15 protein-coding genes and 1 pseudogene are annotated in these 18,495 nt (G+C 39.9%); 6 read left to right on the top strand and 10 right to left on the bottom strand.

From position 1 onward, the window contains the following. Positions 1 to 78: 78 nt before the first annotated feature. The 3 genes from walJ to yycF are packed head-to-tail and all read right to left on the bottom strand — an operon-like array spanning position 79 to position 2,930. The gene (walJ, locus tag PAN94_RS08825) at positions 79 to 879 is read right to left on the bottom strand and encodes an exodeoxyribonuclease WalJ (RefSeq protein ID WP_037586201.1); all 801 of its coding nucleotides are present in this window, start codon (positions 877 to 879) and stop codon (positions 79 to 81) included. Next, entirely contained in the window at positions 872 to 2,236 is a 1,365-nt protein-coding gene (gene vicK, locus PAN94_RS08820; RefSeq protein WP_005589490.1) for a cell wall metabolism sensor histidine kinase VicK, read from the bottom strand. The genes walJ and vicK overlap by 8 nt, the downstream gene beginning before the upstream one ends. Then, entirely contained in the window at positions 2,229 to 2,930 is a 702-nt protein-coding gene (yycF, locus tag PAN94_RS08815) for a response regulator YycF (protein ID WP_045501071.1), read from the bottom strand. The genes vicK and yycF overlap by 8 nt, the downstream gene beginning before the upstream one ends. 262 nt (positions 2,931 to 3,192) lie before the next feature. Between yycF and PAN94_RS08810 the strand changes: the two genes are divergently transcribed. From PAN94_RS08810 to PAN94_RS08790, 5 genes are all read left to right on the top strand, one after another. Further along, positions 3,193 to 4,275, top strand: coding sequence for a M24 family metallopeptidase (locus tag PAN94_RS08810; RefSeq protein WP_285875549.1), 1,083 nt, complete (start codon positions 3,193 to 3,195; stop codon positions 4,273 to 4,275). Positions 4,276 to 4,691: 416 nt separating this feature from the next. Then, positions 4,692 to 5,738: a FecCD family ABC transporter permease gene (locus PAN94_RS08805; protein ID WP_285875548.1), complete on the top strand. Its 1,047-nt coding sequence runs from the start codon at positions 4,692 to 4,694 to the stop codon at positions 5,736 to 5,738. Between the two features lies 1 nt (position 5,739). Next, positions 5,740 to 6,495 carry an ABC transporter ATP-binding protein gene (locus PAN94_RS08800; protein WP_285875547.1) on the top strand — a complete coding sequence of 252 codons (756 nt, stop codon included), beginning with the start codon at positions 5,740 to 5,742 and terminating at the stop codon, positions 6,493 to 6,495. A 55-nt stretch (positions 6,496 to 6,550) separates the two neighbouring features. After that, positions 6,551 to 7,579, top strand: coding sequence for an ABC transporter substrate-binding protein (locus PAN94_RS08795; RefSeq protein WP_285875546.1), 1,029 nt, complete (start codon positions 6,551 to 6,553; stop codon positions 7,577 to 7,579). Continuing rightward, positions 7,560 to 8,252 (top strand): alpha/beta hydrolase-fold protein, encoded by a 693-nt coding sequence (locus PAN94_RS08790; protein ID WP_285875545.1) that lies wholly within the window; start codon positions 7,560 to 7,562, stop codon positions 8,250 to 8,252. The genes PAN94_RS08795 and PAN94_RS08790 overlap by 20 nt, the downstream gene beginning before the upstream one ends. 187 nt (positions 8,253 to 8,439) lie before the next feature. Here the strand turns inward: PAN94_RS08790 and PAN94_RS08785 are convergent. The 3 genes and pseudogenes from PAN94_RS08785 to PAN94_RS08775 all read right to left on the bottom strand — a co-directional run. After that, a pseudogene (locus tag PAN94_RS08785) lies at positions 8,440 to 10,227 on the bottom strand (type I restriction endonuclease subunit R); the annotation flags it as partial. A gap of 200 nt (positions 10,228 to 10,427) precedes the next feature. Then, on the bottom strand, positions 10,428 to 10,892 hold the full coding sequence (locus tag PAN94_RS08780; protein ID WP_285875544.1) for an ImmA/IrrE family metallo-endopeptidase: 465 nt from the start codon (positions 10,890 to 10,892) through the stop codon (positions 10,428 to 10,430). A gap of 197 nt (positions 10,893 to 11,089) precedes the next feature. Then, positions 11,090 to 11,464 carry a helix-turn-helix domain-containing protein gene (locus tag PAN94_RS08775; RefSeq protein ID WP_285875543.1) on the bottom strand — a complete coding sequence of 125 codons (375 nt, stop codon included), beginning with the start codon at positions 11,462 to 11,464 and terminating at the stop codon, positions 11,090 to 11,092. A gap of 210 nt (positions 11,465 to 11,674) precedes the next feature. On the opposite strand from PAN94_RS08775, the gene dcm reads away from it, so the two are divergent. Next, complete coding sequence (gene dcm / locus PAN94_RS08770; RefSeq protein WP_285875542.1) at positions 11,675 to 13,123, top strand: DNA (cytosine-5-)-methyltransferase; 1,449 nt, start codon at positions 11,675 to 11,677, stop codon at positions 13,121 to 13,123. A gap of 28 nt (positions 13,124 to 13,151) precedes the next feature. On the opposite strand, the gene PAN94_RS08765 is transcribed toward dcm, so the two are convergent. From PAN94_RS08765 to PAN94_RS08750, 4 genes are read right to left on the bottom strand one after another with little or no spacing between them, the layout of a single operon-like run. Further along, on the bottom strand, positions 13,152 to 14,087 hold the full coding sequence (locus tag PAN94_RS08765) for a protein NO VEIN domain-containing protein (RefSeq protein ID WP_285875540.1): 936 nt from the start codon (positions 14,085 to 14,087) through the stop codon (positions 13,152 to 13,154). Continuing rightward, a complete protein-coding gene (locus PAN94_RS08760; RefSeq protein ID WP_285875539.1) occupies positions 14,062 to 16,023 on the bottom strand; it encodes a DEAD/DEAH box helicase in 1,962 nt (653 codons plus the stop codon). Before PAN94_RS08760 ends, PAN94_RS08765 begins: the two co-directional genes overlap by 26 nt. 12 nt (positions 16,024 to 16,035) lie before the next feature. Further along, entirely contained in the window at positions 16,036 to 17,322 is a 1,287-nt protein-coding gene (locus tag PAN94_RS08755; protein WP_285875538.1) for a hypothetical protein, read from the bottom strand. Positions 17,323 to 17,338: 16 nt separating this feature from the next. Further along, the gene (locus PAN94_RS08750; RefSeq protein ID WP_285875537.1) at positions 17,339 to 18,268 is read right to left on the bottom strand and encodes a DpnII family type II restriction endonuclease; all 930 of its coding nucleotides are present in this window, start codon (positions 18,266 to 18,268) and stop codon (positions 17,339 to 17,341) included. Between the last annotated feature and the right edge of the window lie 227 nt (positions 18,269 to 18,495).

The following is an 18,495-nucleotide window of genomic DNA, read 5'->3' as shown; positions in this document are numbered from 1 at the left end:
GTGCGGAGGTGGGACAACGAAATCGAATTCTAACGAATTACCGATTTCTGTCCCACTCTCTTTCTGAACGACTGATGATTAGATATTTACCAAAGGCGTCGCTGTATCAGGAGAAGTATCGAAGACCTGGAAATCATGGCCCACTGGCAAGTCTGCTTGAGCCAGTTGATTGACCATGGTCATATGAGCCAACTCCTTGATATTATTTTCCTTGCTCAGATGCCCCAGATAGATGCGCTTGGTGCGATTGCCAAGTGTACGAATCATAGTTTCCGCACCATCTTCATTGGATAAGTGCCCCAAGTCAGACAGGATGCGCTGTTTCAGGCTCCACGGGTAGGCACCGCTCCGGAGAATCTCGATATCATGATTGCTCTCAATCAAATAAGCATCTGCATTCTCAATGACTCCTGCCATGCGGTCACTGACATAGCCCGTATCCGTCAGCATGACAAAGCTCTTGCCATCCTTCATAAAGCGATAAAACTGGGGAGCAGCCGCATCATGGCTCACTCCAAAACTTTCGACATCTAAATCGCCAAAAGTCTTCATCTTACCCATTTCAAAGATATGCTTCTGACTAGCATCCAGCTTGCCCAAGTCCTTTTCCATCGCTCGCCAGGTTGCTTCGTTGGCATAAATATCTAGATTGTATTTACGCGCCAAAACCCCCACACCATGGATGTGATCCTTGTGCTCATGGGTGACCAAAATAGCATCTAAATCCTCTGGTTTGCGATCTATTTCGCTCAAAAGACTCGTAATTTTTTTCCCTGATAGACCAGCATCAACAAGCAGTCGTTTCTGGTCTGTTTCCAGATAAAAGCAATTGCCACTCGAGCCTGATGCTAGAATACTATATTGAAATCCCTTAGTCATGTTCACTTTCTACATTCTCTTCATTTTCCCAGTCATCTACACGGACAGCATCGTTATCATATGGAAGAACAATGGTAAAGGTAGATCCTTTGCCATACTCACTCTTGGCCCAAATAAAGCCATGATGCTGCTTGATAATTTCTTTAGCAATAGCCAGACCCAAGCCCGTTCCTCCCTGGGCTCGACTGCGGGCCTTATCCACCCGATAGAAACGATCAAAAATCTTTGGCAGATCCTGCTTGGGAATGCCCAGACCTTCATCTGAAATCGAGAGAATCAACTGAACATCTGTTGTTCTCACAGAAACCGTAATCGTCCCACCATCAGGCGAATACTTGATGGCATTGTTCATGATATTATCAATCACCTGGGTCATCTTATCCGTGTCAATCTCTACCCAAATCGGTGTAATTGAATAATCCCTGATAATCTCATATTTTTTGGTCTCATCCTGATTTTTTATCTTATCAAAACGGTTGAGGATATAGGTGATAAAGGCTGTAAAATTGGTCAGCTCAACATCCAGATGGCTGGTATTATTATCAATCCGCGATAAGCTAAGCAAGTCCGTCACCATCCGCATCATACGGTTTGTCTCGGTTAGTGAAACCTTGACAAATTCCGGTGCAACAGGCTCTGACAGAGCGCCATCATCCAAGGCTTCCAGATAGGATTTCACACTGGTTAGAGGCGTCCGCAATTCATGGCTAACATTGGAAACGAAAAGCCGACGCTCCCGCTCTTCCTTGTCCTGCTCCGTTGTATCATGTAGCACTGCTACCAACCCTGATATAAAACCTGACTCCCGTCTGATCAAGGCGAAGCGAACCCGCAGGCTTACATATTCACCATTTTCATCTTGAGAATCAATAGTCAATTCTGGAACCTTGGTGATCAATTCGCGCAGATCATACTCATCAGCAATATCCAGCAAATCTAAAATACTGGTATTAAGGACATCATCACGTTTGACACCCAATTGCTTGGTTGCCATGTCATTGATGGTAATAATCTGTCCTCGGCGATTGGTCGCAAGCACGCCATCCGTCATGTAAGACAGGATACTGGATAGACGCTTGGTTTCTTGCTCCAAATTTTCATGCGTCAGGCGGATGACTTCAGAGAGATCATTGATGGAATTGGTCATGTCCGTGATTTCAGGACTGCCCTGCATATCTAAAACTTCTGAATAATCTCCTGCAATCAATCCTTTGATCTTTTGGTTTAACTGCACCAGCTTTTGAGTATCTCGTCGATTTTCCAGTAGCAAAAGAGCCACGACGATGATAAAGCCGACAACAATCAGTGAAAAGACAAAGTCAGGAGAAAGTACGAATTCTTTTAGCGTTTCAATCATTATTTCTTATGTAATAACCGACACCGCGGCGAGTCAGGATATACTCCGGACGGCTTGGAGTATCTTCGATTTTTTCGCGCAGACGGCGAATAGTCACATCGACTGTCCGCACATCTCCAAAGTAATCATAGCCCCAGACGGTCTCTAGCAAATGCTCACGCGTCATGACCTGACCAACATGAGTCGCCAAATGGTGCAAAAGTTCAAATTCACGATGGGTTAATTCCAATTCTTTCCCATGTTTTTTCACCACAAAAGCATCTGGAAGAATCTGCAAATCCCCAATAAACAGTTCCTTTGGACTGCTCTCATCCACATGACTATCTGGGACTAGTTCAGAACGGCGCAACAAGGCCTTGACCCGAGCCAATAATTCACGATTTGAAAAGGGCTTGGTCACATAGTCATCGGCACCGATCTCCAGACCAATTACCTTATCGAACTCGCTATCTTTGGCCGAAAGTACAATAATCGGCACATTGCTGGTCTTGCGAATGGTCCGGGCAACATCCAGTCCATCCACTTCTGGCAACATCAAATCCAGAATCAAGATATCCGGTTGCTCTGCTTCAAACATTTCTAGAGCTTCCTTACCATCAAAGGCTGTCAGTACTTCATAGCCTTCCTTAGCCATGTTAAACTTTATAATGTCCGAGATTGGCTTCTCGTCATCTACAACTAATATTTTTTTCATTTTTTACCTTCATATCTATACAATTTTTAAGCTTAGACATCTATTATTTTTGTATCTGTCCTACCGCTCCATAAGCACTATTATATCAAATTTTCCTTAAAAAATACTATTTTCGCACACTATATTCCAACATTCTTATAGAAATTTTACCTTAGCTTTCCCTCTTGCGAAAATTCCAAGCAATGATAAGGAATCCTCACTAAAATCCTTGATTTTTTTCACTTTTTCTGCAAAAATAGAGGCATAGAAAGAAGGTTGAACTATGACAAAAATCAATCAAATCATCACTTATCTTGAAAATGAAAAGCAGGATGTGGCTGTAATCTCTGATCCTGTAACCATTCATTACCTAACAGGCTTTTACAGCGATCCACATGAACGCCAAATGTTCCTATTCGTCTACACTGACCATGAGCCACTCCTTTTCGTACCAGCACTAGAAGTTGAGCGTGCTTCTTCTACCGTAGACTTTCAAGTTATAGGCTATGTCGATTCTGAAAATCCTTGGGAAAAGATCAAGGCTTCTCTACCATCTCAATCCTTCAAACAAGTAGCGGTCGAGTTTGATAATCTGATTTTAACTAAGTATCACGGCCTGCGTACTGTTTTTAATGGGGCTGAATTTGTCAATCTGACCCCTTACATTAACCGCTTGCGCTTGATCAAGTCAGCCGATGAAATCCAGAAAATGCTAGTAGCCGGTCAATATGCTGACAAGGCTGTCAATATCGGTTTCGACAATATTTCACTAGAAAATACTGAAACAGACATCATCGCTCAAATCGACTTTGCCATCAAGCGAGAAGGCTATGAAATGAGCTTTGAAACCATGGTTCTGACAGGCAATAACGCAGCCAATCCGCACGGCATTCCCGGTGCCAATAAAATTGAAAACAACGCCCTCCTCCTCTTTGACTTGGGCTGCATGGTCAATGGCTATGCCAGTGATATGACACGGACTGTCGCTGTCGGCCAGCCAGATCAGTTCAAAAAGGATATCTACTATCTGACTCTGGAAGCCCAACAAGCTGCACTTGATTTTATCAAACCAGGCGTCACAGCTCATGAAGTAGACCGCGCCGCCCGTGAGGTTATCGAAAAAGCGGGCTATGGTGAGTATTTCAATCACCGTCTCGGCCACGGTATCGGTATGGACGTCCACGAATTTCCATCCATCATGGAGGGCAACGACATGGTCATCGAAGAGGGCATGTGCTTCTCTGTCGAGCCTGGTATTTACATCCCTGGCAAGGTCGGCGTCCGCATCGAGGACTGCGGCTATGTTACCAAGAATGGCTTTAAACTTTTCACTGAGACCAGCAAGAACTTGCTGTATTTTGATTAGAATTTTATAAGCCTATATTATGTCTTGAATAATTATTGGGCTTAGCAAAGACCTTCTGGTTATTTGAGCTATCATTGTTGGACATCGTTATAGCTCTCTTAGTCCTTACGCATTTATAATTTCAAAAAACGATAGAAAAGTTTCTGTCGTTTTTCTTGTTTTCTGGTAATTGGTCATTTATACTCACCCGCTTTTTCTCAAACTAATAGGGGGCGTCATAGGCTTTCCAAAGAACTCAATTGCTCCTCACTAACCAGTTTTTACACTAGCAAGATATCTTCATCACTGAGAAGATAAAGCGTCACAAATCCTCATCATATGAGAGTTTTTCATCCCTTCTTGCCCTTCTGCTTTAAAAATGTTATAATTCTCATTAAATTATCTAAAAATTCTAATTTTTTACCAAGGAGGTCTGGATGCTCTTCAAAAGGTCAGAAAATCACGGATTTTCTCGCTATATCTGCCTATTCTTGCTTCTCATCCTATTTCTGGCTGCTTCCCTCTTTTTAGCCGTCTCTCTCGGCTCGGTCACTATTGACATACAAGATACTTACCAGATTATTTTCAGCAAGCTCGGATTTCCTCTTGGCACAGGCAAACTATCTCCGTCTACAATCGCTATTGTTTGGAACATGCGGGTTCCAAGAGTGCTTTTGGGCATCCTAGCCGGTGCTGGTCTGTCTGTCTGTGGCAGCGTCATGCAATCTACTGTCAATAATCCCATCGCAGAGCCTTATATCCTGGGAATTTCAGCCGGTGCAACCTTCGGAGCCACACTGAGCATTATCTTAGGACTCAAATCCATTACTGGAGCTGGCGCCTTTATAGGAGCTATTCTGGCATCGGCTGTGGTCCTTTTTATCGCATCCATGCAGGGAAAGATGACGACAAGCAGTTTGATTTTATCAGGAACAGTTGTAAATGCCCTCTTTATCGCCTTTTCCAACTTTATCATTTCCGTTGGTGCCAATGCTGACAGCCTTATAACCATCAAGTTCTGGACTATGGGCTCACTGGCTGGAACTTCTTGGTCAGATCTAGCCTTGCCGGCTCTTGTTGTTGGTCTCTCCTTTTTGTTTTTCTGTTCCCAGTATCGAATTTTCAATACTATGATGATGGGGGACGAAGCAGCTTTGACACTGGGAGTCCCTCTGCATTTTTACTGGTTCCTCTATATAACAGTTGTCGCAGTCATGAAAGCGGTGCTGGTTGCCTGCTGCGGTATTATCGGCTTCGTCGGACTAATCACTCCGCATATTGCTCGAAGATTAGTCGGTACCAACTACAAAAGGCTCTTTCCTATCGCTACCCTGCTCGGCGCTCTCTTTCTTGTCTGGGCAGATGTTTTAGCTCGAATTTTGGTCAAAAATGCCGAGTTGCCGATTGGGATCTTCACCGCTTTGGTCGGCGCCCCCTTCTTTATCTACATTGTAGCCAAAAGCCGAAAGGAGGTAAGCAGCTGATATGGATCTAACTTGCCAAAATATCCACTATGCCGTCGGCCAAAAAGAAATCTTGAAAGGAATTTCACTCAAGGTCGAGGGAAATCAGTTTCACACGATTTTAGGGCCCAACGGAAGCGGCAAAACAAGTCTGCTCAAAACCATTTACCGCCAAATCAAACCTGACAGCGGGGACATTTATCTAAACGGAAGGCCACTTGAACAGGTCAGCATAAAAAAAGCAGCCCAGAAAATAGCCGTTGTAACTCAGTTTAACCATCTTCAGTTTGACTGCACCGTCCAAGAAATCGTCATGCTGGGCAGGACGCCGCATCTGTCTTTTTTTCAAAAAGAAAGCGAAAAAGACTACGCCCTTGTCCGTCATGCCTTGAGGCAGGTGGACATGCTGGACAAGGGAGAGCGAACCTATCTATCCCTGTCCGGTGGTGAGAAGCAAAGAGTCCTGCTGGCACGCGCTTTGGCCCAGCAGCCAAGCCTACTGCTCCTAGACGAGCCGACCAATCATCTGGATATCAAATACCAGCTGGATATGCTGCGTATCGTGAAAGACCTGAAGATCAATGTTTTGGCTGTTTTACGCGATATCCAACTGGCTTGTCAGTATTCAGACTATTTGTACCTCATGAAGGGAGGTGAGATTGCATACCAAGGCGCTCCAAAGGAGGCCATCACCCATGATTCACTGCAAGCCGTTTACGGCATTCAGAGCAAAGTAATCTGGACCAAGGATCGACAGGCTATGATTCAATATCTATAAGAGCCTGGTCTCAGCTTTATCTATACAAGCTCCAAGCCCAAGAAAGGAAGGCAATATGAAAAAAACACTCAGTATCTTACTCGTCGCAACTGCTGCACTGACAATGGCAGCCTGCAATTCTTCATCTAAGGAGAGTACGAAAGAAAGCTCAACTTCACAATCTTCCTCCAAAACAGAAAGCGCGAAAAAGAGCACAGCAGAGACAAAATATCCAGTGACAATCAAAACTTACGATGCCGAAGGCAAGGAGATTGATCAGGTCTTTGAAAAGGCACCGGAAAAGGTCATCACCAACAACCTTTCGACGACCGAAATCCTGATTGAACTAGGATTGAAAGACAAAATCGCCGGTATGCTCAATCCAGACAACGATGTCACAGATAAATACAAGGCTGATATTGCCACCATTCCGCAAGTCGGCGACAAGAAAACCGTATCACAGGAAACTGTGCTATCTTATGAGCCAGACGCTCTTCTTGGCCGAAACATGATGTTTTCCGAGAAGTCTCTGGGGACAGTCAGTGCCTGGAATGAAAACAAAATCCCTGTCTACACACAGAAGGCTTCCTTGTCCAATACCAAGCAAGACCTAGGCAATATCGTTGAAGATGTCAAGAATATAGGAACCATCTTTAATGTCCAAGACAAGGCCAATCAGTATGCTGACCAGCTGCAGGCAAGAATTGACACTGTCAAGAAGGCCAATAAGGCTAGCCAAGGCGAAAAGAAAAAAGCGCTCATCATGTGTGCCTACAACGATGAGACTTTCGGTGCTTATAAATCTGCCCTGCAGGAGAGTCTGCTCAACCAGCTCGGCTATACCAATGTAGCGACCGGAACCTCTGACTTAACCTTGGAAAATCTGGTCTCTATGGATCCAGAAGTCATCATCTACGTAACCAGCGACCGCAACAAGTCCATGGATGAGCAAGCAATTGATCTAATGAAAGCCAATCCAGTTCTGGAAGATGTACCAGCGGTCAAAAATCAGAAAATCATGACCATCTCCTATGATGAGTTCATGGATTATGGTCCTGCTGTAATCGACTCACTCGAGAAAATCAATGACTTTGTCAATAAATAAGACCTTTGTCTGGGAAGGTATCACTGTCAATATTGCCCTGCCCCAAGATTATGACAAATCACAACCTTATCCAGCAATCTTGCTAAATGATGGACAGATAAACTACCTAAGCAAGCTTTCTCCATCGGTAATCTTGATTGAACTGATATCGAACAACAGGCTGGACGATTTTACACCCTGGAAAGCCAATGCTCTAAAGCCTGGCAATCCCGATTTTGGTGGCAGAGCGGATAGCTACCACCAAAAGCTCTTCAGTGGTATATTAGCAGAAATCAGACAGCACTACCTACTGGATGACAAGAGAATTGCCTATGGTGGCTACTCTCTCGGTGGACTAGCGGCTGTTTACAGTCTCTATAGCATCTCCGAGATTCCTTGTGTTTTTTCTATCTGCGGTTCCTTTTGGTACCCAGGTTTCACCGACTATTGTCGGACACAGGAGTTGAAAAACAAGGACTGTCTGGTTTATTTGCAGAATGGAAAGACGGAAGGCGCGAATCACTCGAACCGACTTTCCAAAGCTCCTTTTTATGCTGAAGAAATTCATCGCTTGATTCAGAAAAAAATCCTTACCACCTACTCCGTCTTTGACCCTTACGGTCATCATGAAGCCCTCAAAGAGCGCTATTCCGCCTTTGCCGATTGGCTGGCCACACAATGGCATATTGACTAATGAAAATCCCCTTTGTCACTTACAACAGCTGACAAAGGGGATTTTTAGTTTATTAATGCAAGCAAAAGACTCTTACCAGTAAAATGGTAAAAGTCTTGAGTGGAAAGATTTATTCTGTTTTCTCCCCTGCCTCTAGTTTCAACAAAAAGGCTTTTTTATCAAGACCGCCGGCATAGCCGGTCAAATTTTATTTCGATTCAAATTCTACCCTACTTTCAGCAGCCATCAGTTGGTCAGAAAATGAATAGGACTCATAATTATTATCAGGATTATCCGTCCACATTTCACATTGCTTGATAACAGTCACAATGGCATCTTCGACACCCTCCGGTGGATATTTGTATTTCCTAAGGAGCCGTTTAACAAGCATGCGCATACGAGCACGCGCATAATGTTTTTTCTGCCAATCAATAGTTCTGCTTTTGCGCAATGTATCCGTTAATTCATGAGTCATTGCAACAAGCTCATCATTTTCATAAAAATCTTTGACTGCTTGTGGTTGCGTCAAAGCATCATAGAAAGCTAATTCTTCATCGGTAAGACCTAAAGAATCCCCCTCTTCGTAAGCCTTCGCCATTTCTTTGGCCATTTTCATTAATTCAGCAATAACTTCTTCATTCGAAAGCATGCCATTCAGATATGCTCTCATCGCTCGCGAAAGAATTTCAGAAAACTTTTCGGATTTGACTAAATTTGTTCTTTGATATAAGGTAATCTGCTCTTGTAATAATTTTTTTAAGAGTTCTACCGCTATGTTTTTTTCCTTCATTTTAGAGATTTCATCTAAAAATTTAGGATCAAATAACGAAAATCCTGTATCAATATCTGAGAATAAATTAATGACACCTTCACTCTTGATAGAAGCTTTTAGTAACTCATTGATACGATCATTAATATCTTTCAGAGAAAGCTTTTTACCCTCCCCAGTTATTCGTGTCAGCAATGTTCTGACTGCTTCAAAATAAGCTGCTTCAAAACGTTGCTCAGGAGTAAGCAAAGAACGACAAAGTGATAACGCTTGGCGTAAGAGTAACGATTCTTTTATGAAGAGCTCTTTCTTCTTCTCCTTGTCTACACTTGACAAGAAGTTTACCCCACCACTAATTGTTTTAGCTCTGATTAAATCACTTGATTTAGAGAGCATGAATTCTGAATAGTCAAACCCATAAAACAAATCACGACAGACCTCTAGTTTTTCAACAAACTTTGGTAAAGCTGTCTTAGCTATATCAGTGTCCCCAAAGTTACCTTTGTCTCGATTTGTATAATCGTTCATGGCTTGCTTTAAAGCACTTGCAATACCGATATAATCAACTACAAGTCCACCCTCTTTATTTTTGTATACACGGTTAACACGAGCGATTGCCTGCATAAGATTATGACCTTGCATTGGCTTATATACATACATGGTTGCAAGGCTAGGAACATCAAATCCAGTCAGCCACATATCAACGACGATAGCAATCTTAAATGGGCTTTCATTGTCTTTAAACCTTTTAGCCATCTCTTCTTTATGGCGCTTATTCCCTACTATATCATGCCATTCTTCCGGATCATTATTACTAGAAGTCATGACAACTCCAATTTTTTCTGTCCAATTCGGACGCTTTTCAAGTAAGGTACGATAAATTTTCATCGCAATCGGACGAGAATAAGCAACAATCATTGCTTTTCCAGTTAATTCCTGCGCACGATTTTCTTCATAATGAGTAATAATATCTTCACACAAGGCACTAATAGTTTGGTCGGCCCCTAAAATACTATCAAGACGCCCCAATTCCTTCTTGCTTCTATCAATCGCATGTGATTCAGCGCTTTGTGCCATCAAGTCATACTCTGTGTCAATCAAACGCAAGATATTTTCATCTAGTTTTAAATGCATGACACGGCTTTCATAATAGACGGGCCGAGTGGCGCCATCTTCAACCGCCTGTGTCATATCGTAAACATCAATGTAATTACCAAAAACCTCTGTTATCCGAGACTATTCCCGACGGGTGACCGTATAAAACCTTTTTTTGTTTTTTACAACAAGGAAACTCTATTGTTCCTGTAATTTTTAACGCTTCTGTTCCTATAACTATTCGCCTTCCTTTCTATCTAGGGGTTTGAAATATTACACTTTTTTGTCAACTCATTAGCAAAAATTTTTCTTGCTGCTTTTACACAGCAAGATTAAATAATGTTGCACTCTTCCAATCGTATTATTGTGGATTGCTTCGAAACTTGAAAAAAATCAGCTAACCTATTGATTTCTCTCCAATCAGCCTGTTCATCGGCAATCCCTAATTCTTCTGCTGCCTTAATGAACATCTGCTTCGGCATTAATATTTTGGGTGCAATTCCAACAGCTTGATTTTCAAGAATCTCCTCTTCGTCAGATAAATATCCTACCTGGTCTACCCGACACTTACAAAACTTTGCGTGACGAGGAAGAACAAATCGTTGCATAAGATAATACATTCTGTGTTTATACCAATGTACGTATTCATGTGCAATCGTATTGTTCAGGCATCCTACATTTGTCTTTTTTACAGCCTCTGGATCAATAAGTACTGTTTTCAGAGAATACTTTTTTTCATCATACAGCCCTTCATCTGGATCATATACCTCGACTAGCCCATCATCAAAAATGGTCATACCGTATATATCCAGTTCTTCTGATAAACAAATAAACTGCACATCTAGTTTCAGTTCATTTTTTGCAATATCCAATATAGGAACAGGCTGTGGACTACTCAATGTTTGAGGATAATATGTTTCAAGAAATTAAGTAGCAACCTTTTCATAATCTGGTGCAGGAATATACGGCATTAGATTATTCAAGTTATAACTCATTATGAATCTCCCTTTCTATCAATTATGTCATTAACTTCTTTCCAAAAGTCATCGCCTAAATTTGCGTTACGAGCTTTTCTAAATGCAACTCGTGCATTAGGAATTGATTCATCCATAATATATTCCGTCAGATCTGGTGCTACCTGGTTACGCTCTCTTCCTGCAAGATCAAACATTTCTGCTATCTCTGCATCATTCAAGTTTAACATTGATGCTAAGATATCTAATCCTTCTTTATCTGGTGGGTTACGTCTCCCTTTTATAATATCAGACAGATAAGCAACCGAAACACCCAGTTTCTCGGCGATAGGTTTAAGTTTCACATCTTTTTCAATTCTTTTACGTGCAATAAACGCACCAAATTCACCTGCCATCTTTTCCTCCTTCTCGTAACTTAGCGAAATATTTTTGCACTTCAACAATTACGCTTAATTGTGTATTTTTATTATATCCGAACTTTTATACTTTGTCAATGTACAAAATATGAATTTTATATTTTTTGTTAAACTTGATTTAAGACATTGCAAAATCAAGTTTTTTATGTTATACTAATCATGTATTATTATGTAAAGGAGACATTCGTAATGCACGGAGGTAAGCGTGAAGGTTCGGGTAGAAATCCACTACCAGATGACCAGAAAAAAATAGCCAAAACTATTTATATCACTCCTACTCAAAATGATGATATCGAACTTTACGCTAAGGGAGATAGTTTCTCTGAGAAATGTCTTGATTTAATAACAACTCAGATTGAACGTAGGAAGCGATTTAATAATAACGAAGTTAAGTTTATTGATCTATTTGCGGGATTAGGCGGCATACGCTTAGGATTCGAAACAGCATTCAGAAAAAAAGGACTCATTCCAAAATGCGTATTTAGTAGTGAAATTAAAGACTACGCTATCAAAGCATACACGAACTACTATAAGGATTCTGACGTTGCTGGAGATATAACCGAAATACCAGCATCGGATATTGCTGATTTCGACTTTCTCCTAGCGGGCTTCCCATGCCAACCTTTCAGCTCGGCAGGTCTTCAGCTCGGCTTTGAAGACACTCGAGGAACTCTCTTCTTCGAAATCGAACGTATTCTCCAAGCAAAAAAGCCTTATGGTTTTTTGCTTGAAAATGTAGAAGGACTCATCAACCATGATGGTGGTCGCACACTCAGCGTCATTGTGACTCATTTAAAACAACTCGGTTATTTTGTTTCATACAGACTCATTGATAGTCAGTTCTTTGGATTAGCGCAATCCAGAAAACGAGTGTATATTGTAGGAACCCGAGATGCCCACATATCGCTAGATAATTTTGACGAACACACAGTTCTACTTGGAGATATACTAGAATCAGGTTTACCTGTTGTAGACTCACCATTTACTCAAAAACTATTTAGTCATTTCACCCCGGAACAGGTAGTGGGAAAAGCCATCAAGGATAAGCGAGGCGGAGAAGACAACATACATAGTTGGGAATTAGGACTTAAAGGAGAAACAACACAGGAGCAATGTGATTTTCTTAATCTTCTACTTAAAGAAAGAAGAAAGAAAAAATGGGCAGAAGAAATCGGTATAGACTGGATGGATGGAATGCCGCTTACTGCCAAACAAATATCCACATTCTATTCTAGGGAAAATCTGCAAGAGTTCTTAGATGAACTAGTAGATATGGGATACTTAACATTGGAGCATCCACGAAAGCGTGAAAAGAATAGAAGAATTCCAGACGAAACCAAGCCAAAAGGTTATAATATTGTTGCTGGAAAATTATCTTTCGAATTCACTAAAATATTAGATCCTAATGCACTTGCACCCACTTTGGTTGCGATGGATGTGTCTCATTTAGGAATTGTTGACAACGGTGGTCTTAGACGCCTTTCCATACGAGAAGGACAACGTTTGTGTGGATTCCCTGAAGATTATGATTTATCATTTCTAAAAGATCGAGAGGCCTTTGATTTACTTGGCAACACAGTATGTGTTCCTGTAATAGAGGCTATCGCAGAAAGATTAGCTGAAATGTATAAAAGCTGAGTATATAGGGCATGGATTTTACCATGCCCTATATCTTTTGTATTTTGTACGAGGAGGTATTCACTAACCAAGTATTATCGCTGAAAATCTTTTCATAAGGATTGACAATAAATATTGGCTCATATTCAGGATCGTTTATGCGCTCATATTCAACTAAACACAATACATATCTATCACCCTTCAATTTAGCAACATCAACTTCATTCTCAGACCAATAGAAGTGTGGAGTTCCAATAAAGGATTTCACCTCAATAAATCGGTCATATATTCTGCTACTTTCATCAGCAAATGAAACAATATCATATCCTGCAGATACATCAAAGTCAGAGATTCTCTTAATTTTATATGCTTTTGACGGTATTCTATTACGTTCAAATCTAACTACAAACTCTTCTGCTTCTAGACCTCTTCTACTCTGTTCCTTTTGACGTTCCATCAACTGTTCTAAGGTGAATTTGTCTTTTCTACTTCTTAGTCTAGCTGAAAACTCTTGTTCATAGCTATCAGATATACCAATTTCCCCATTGAACTCTCGTTCCAAAACTCCTGCTATCGTCAGAAAATTTCTAATAGAAGCATACGCTAATGGGAACGCTGAACGCCTAATACTTAAGTGTCCTTGCTCAGCATCAAATACTAATCCTTCTTTATCAAAGAGTCCTTCTTCGGTTAATTTTGTTATGCACTCTTCTACAAGGCTGCTTATTACAACACTCTTTTCTTTCGAATCAATAGAAGCATATTTATCCGTAGTTGTAACTATTTCTCCATCGTTCTCTATATATCCAAGATACTGTAAGAATGCTACTGCACCACTGCAATGTATGGTTACACCTTTTTCTAATGCGCACCTATTTACTAATTCGGAAAATCCTACTTTCTTTCTTACGTTCAACATTGACACCAGGAAAATAATACCATCAATGTTTCCAACGGAATTACAACGTTTTAGTTCGGCTAACATATTCCGCTATTAACGCTTTAATATCATCATCTCCTGTTTCCAATTCCACATTTGAAAATAGAGGAATTGGCATACTTTCGATAATTTCTCTAAGGCGCTCTTCCTTTGCTCGTAATCTATCATTGATTACGGAATCAATTGAGTCTTCTGATAGCAAGTAATAGTAATTGGTCTCAATTCCTGGTTTAAGACCATAACGGTGTATTCTATCCTTTGACTGTATAAAGTGTGCGGCATTAAAACTTCGCTCCATGTATATTGCATTATGACATACTTTATGTAAGGATATAGATTCTGATACAGCAAATGGGTTTGCAATTATAACTTTAAAAGATGAATCTTCTTTATGGAACTCAGCAATTATCTTTTCTCTGGTTTCTATTGTATCATCATCCTCTTCATCTCCAGTAGCGACAGGTGTTGCACCATAAAGTGTACGGCAGTCAATACCATTCTCTAGCAAATACTCCTGGAAGTCTAATATATTTTTTACATAAATGGCCCAAACTACAACTTTGCCTCCAGATGCAATGATCTTCTCAATTAATTCTTTTGCCTTGATAAATTTTGCCGGTGTTTCATTCTTAGAATACTCTAATACCTCTTTTATAAGCGAAGAGTCTTCAACCACTTCTTTAGCATCAAACCCCTCGTTGTTTGCAAATTGCTGCAATGGCACACTGAGCAAGTTTGGATTTGTAGCGGCTTGCATCATTCGAATTAATCGAGCCTTTATGAGATCTTGCTTGAAACTATTATCCTTTGAAGAAACAATTTCATTCATATATTTCTTTTCTATTACATCATAGATTCTTCTTTGTGCAGATCCCATTGGAACAATTATTGGTTCATGCTCAGTTGCCATCGGAATATCTAAATCACTTTTTTTCACTCTAATGAAAAACGGTGCCACCGCATTCAATAATGTTTCAACTCTGCTATCCGACTCTTGCTTACTCATATCCTTCAGCTGATATATTTCAAAAGGAATAACTTTTTTTGTTGGCCAAATAAACTTATAAAGATTGTACAAATCCTCATATCCATTTGGTGCAGGGGTTCCTGTCAATACAACTCTAGACGAGCAATACTGTGCAATATCCAACACACCATTTGCCGTTATTCCACCACTTGTATTTTTTATTTTGTGTGCCTCATCTAAAACAACCATAACTTGGTTATTTTTCAGAAAATAAATAAGTTCATCTTTTAATGACGGCACTGAGTTATATGATAACAGGGTTATTTTTGCAGGTATACGAGAATACAAATATTGTTTTTTCTCATCCACAGATACTTTACCGTTCAGTCGTTTAGTTGAAGGTTTTTCACCAAAGCACTCCTCATATTCTAATTCCCAAGGACCAAAGGCACTTAACGGAGAGATTATGAGAAGTTTATCGACATACTTACTATCATCAGCGGGCAGATTTGATAAGTACGCAAATGCTCCATACACCACGCTTGTCTTTCCTGCACCAGGCACAGAAAAATTACACGCATTCTGTGAAAAAGCCAAATGATAGGCAGACAAAAGCTGCAACTCATACAAACTTCTATTTTTCAAATTAATACTTAATGAATCTACAAATTTTTGGAAGTCTTCTTTGTCACAGCAGTTATCTCTAATCAATCGTGCCTTTTCCGAAAAAATATGGAATTTTTCTTCCTCCAAAGCATAGTTATTTACTGCCTCAGATACTTTTCCTGAAAAAACTAATTCTGCAGAGATGTATTCGCACACCTTTTTCAGTTTATCAATGGTTTTATTGATATCCTTCTCTGCATTTACAATCAGTTTTCCATCAGCTTTAGTAAATTCTATTGTGTCCTTTATATATCTTGCCGCCCTTCTGTTAGCAAAGATATCATCTATATCGCCCGTAATATATAGTTTAGACGAGTCCTCATTCGATTCGAGACAAATTCTCTTCATGCACCATCACCCCTACATTCCAAGAATTTTCTTAAACTCATTTACATATTCCTCTAATGTTTTTACGCAACCCTTAACGTTCGCATCGTCAGTAAATCCAGCCTGTTCAGTGTCAACAACCTCTAATGCCTGGCAGGCCTTTATTAACTGCTGCAGAGGTTTTGCTGAATTAGCATGATTGTTCAGACTATCTAAACTTCTAGTAAAGTTTTCCTCGAAATCATCCTCAACCTTTTGCTTCCACTGCTTATCTCTTGCTTTTAATGCACATCCCAAATCAGGCGGATTAGTTGCCATAACATCATCGACAGATTCTTCTTGAATATCGTCTACAATTTCAAAATGCCTATCTCTAAATGGCTCCCATACTTCCTTCTTTGCAAAGAAACTTGCAGCAGGTTTCTTTGGAGATGGAACATTAATAATGTTTCTGAACAGCGTCTGTTCAAAACCCTCACGAATATAGTCAAAGGCAATCAGTTTCAAATCTGAAACATCTGCATCTGGGTCATAATCCCACATTGATGGAACACCCGCTTTGTATCTTTTAAGCGCACTGTCAAGTTTTTGGAATGAATCCTCGTTCTTTTCCAACTGCGTATACATACCAGTATAACCAAACTCATCAAGATATTCTTCCATCAACTTCAAAACTGAAAGATACATTGTAACATTACTCTTCGTATCATCCATCATTCGTGCAATATCTTCTTCATGAAATCCTTCGCCCTTTAAATCAGCGCATTTTAAATACTTTTCAATTGGATTGTAGTCGACTTTTGCATCTTCACCCATTTGATAAGTTGTCTCTAATGCTAGGATTTCTTTTCTGTCAGCGTCTTCTGGCAAAATAATAGCAACGAAATATTGGCAATGACTCTTCTCGTTAAATGGAATGCTATCATCAGCCATAATATTATTCAAAAGACTTGCTCTTCTGTTTCCATCAATAATAATACCATCTGCTGTTACGATACCGTGTTTTTCTTGATGCTCCTTCAACAAGCGTTCTTTTGTCTTCTTATTTGCATCAACCTTTGATTCCCACAGGAATTTTTCAATCAATAATTTATCCTGAGGATCTTCAGGATCAATCTGGTGATTCTGTCTCTCATACGATTTTACAACGCTACCGATTCTTCCGTTATATGGATTGTAGACCAGATATTCAAGAGGAATTTCATACGCAGGAAATGTTCTTCTCTGTCCATGATACATGATTGGAATTCCAGTACGAACAGCTTTTTCAGGGTGATCAGTGAATTCTTTAAGTTTTGCTTTTCTCTCTTCTGCATTCATGTCTATTACCTCCGATTTACATATGATTTTCTACATACGAAGTTATGATATCTTCGATTAGGTTCAAGTTGTTAAAATTGATGACATAATCTGAGCATCTATGAATTTCTCTCATGTCCGCTTGACGTCCTATCCAGCCCGCGCCATCCAAGAAATTAACATAAATGATCTGATTACCTTTTTCACGTTCTTTCTTAAGAGTATCTTCCGTTTTTCTAGCAGCGTTCTTTTTATCTCCTTGTGCGCTTGATGTTGTGACGCTGTACGAGACATCAATTATTATTTTAGGATCTGTTGGTGATTCTAAAACAAAGCTGACAGCTCTATCTAGAATAGGCACCCTAACATTCTTTTCATAATCAAGACCATGCTTAACGCAAACTTGATTAATTTTTCTTTCTATATCTTCAAGAATCAAATCTCCGATATTATTGCTGTATTTTCCTTCAAGTCCTCTTTTCACAAACAAACGGATAGAGTCCTTATTCTGCAATTTTGCTAATGTAGCTTCTGTAATTCCCATATTATCCAAATAGAAGAATGGGATTTTTGCTTTCATTCTTTCATCATTTCTGCCGTCATACAACAGATCTAATACACTTTCCATCATTGCAGGGCTGTCCATCATTGCCGTTCTTATTTTGCCTAGTCCCCATTCTGTGGAGAATACAAAACCTCGGTCCTTTCTAATCATGGAAACCATTCTCTTAAATCGCTCAGTTGAAATTTCCATCAAACTTGTAAGGTTATCAAGTGCATCTTTATGGTCAATAATGTACTGCTTCAAATCTTCTTTCGAATGGATAAATTGTAATTCTCCAGCCAATTCATCAACCTTGGCTTGTACCTCTTTCTCCATTTCCTCTTCATATTTATCATTCACATAAAACATGGTGGTGGAGTTAAAAAGTTCTTCAAATTCAATTTTCCTAACAACATCTGCCATCTCGGCACCTCCTGTCCCAGTATTTCTATTATGTATATTCTAGCACACCTTTTAACGATTGGCAATCCTGGATTTACACTTTTTTGTTAATTTTTTTGAGAACCCTATTTTCAATTATCCATAATTATTTATTACGCACTTTTGCGTATTTTTAACGAAGCCTAGTTTTTCATTAGATAATGAAAAAAGCACCAATAGTTATATCTATCGATGCTCTGTGCAAAACA

The organism is Streptococcus sp. SC1 (assembly GCF_030272855.1).
GTDB lineage: Bacteria > Bacillota > Bacilli > Lactobacillales > Streptococcaceae > Streptococcus.
Note: the sequence above shows the minus strand (reverse complement) of the source record. Positions and strands in the feature narration are given on the sequence as shown.

Excerpts from the sequence above, each read along its gene's own strand:
- walJ (WP_037586201.1), bottom strand. The coding sequence starts at position 879 with ATGACTAAGGGATTTCAATATAGTATTCTAGCATCAGGCTCGAGTGGC.
- vicK (WP_005589490.1), bottom strand. The coding sequence starts at position 2,236 with ATGATTGAAACGCTAAAAGAATTCGTACTTTCTCCTGACTTTGTCTTT.
- yycF (WP_045501071.1), bottom strand. The coding sequence starts at position 2,930 with ATGAAAAAAATATTAGTTGTAGATGACGAGAAGCCAATCTCGGACATT.
- PAN94_RS08810 (WP_285875549.1), top strand. The coding sequence starts at position 3,193 with ATGACAAAAATCAATCAAATCATCACTTATCTTGAAAATGAAAAGCAG.
- PAN94_RS08805 (WP_285875548.1), top strand. The coding sequence starts at position 4,692 with ATGCTCTTCAAAAGGTCAGAAAATCACGGATTTTCTCGCTATATCTGC.
- PAN94_RS08800 (WP_285875547.1), top strand. The coding sequence starts at position 5,740 with ATGGATCTAACTTGCCAAAATATCCACTATGCCGTCGGCCAAAAAGAA.
- PAN94_RS08795 (WP_285875546.1), top strand. The coding sequence starts at position 6,551 with ATGAAAAAAACACTCAGTATCTTACTCGTCGCAACTGCTGCACTGACA.
- PAN94_RS08790 (WP_285875545.1), top strand. The coding sequence starts at position 7,560 with ATGACTTTGTCAATAAATAAGACCTTTGTCTGGGAAGGTATCACTGTC.
- PAN94_RS08780 (WP_285875544.1), bottom strand. The coding sequence starts at position 10,892 with ATGACCATTTTTGATGATGGGCTAGTCGAGGTATATGATCCAGATGAA.
- PAN94_RS08775 (WP_285875543.1), bottom strand. The coding sequence starts at position 11,464 with ATGGCAGGTGAATTTGGTGCGTTTATTGCACGTAAAAGAATTGAAAAA.
- dcm (WP_285875542.1), top strand. The coding sequence starts at position 11,675 with ATGCACGGAGGTAAGCGTGAAGGTTCGGGTAGAAATCCACTACCAGAT.
- PAN94_RS08765 (WP_285875540.1), bottom strand. The coding sequence starts at position 14,087 with ATGTTAGCCGAACTAAAACGTTGTAATTCCGTTGGAAACATTGATGGT.
- PAN94_RS08760 (WP_285875539.1), bottom strand. The coding sequence starts at position 16,023 with ATGAAGAGAATTTGTCTCGAATCGAATGAGGACTCGTCTAAACTATAT.
- PAN94_RS08755 (WP_285875538.1), bottom strand. The coding sequence starts at position 17,322 with ATGAATGCAGAAGAGAGAAAAGCAAAACTTAAAGAATTCACTGATCAC.
- PAN94_RS08750 (WP_285875537.1), bottom strand. The coding sequence starts at position 18,268 with ATGGCAGATGTTGTTAGGAAAATTGAATTTGAAGAACTTTTTAACTCC.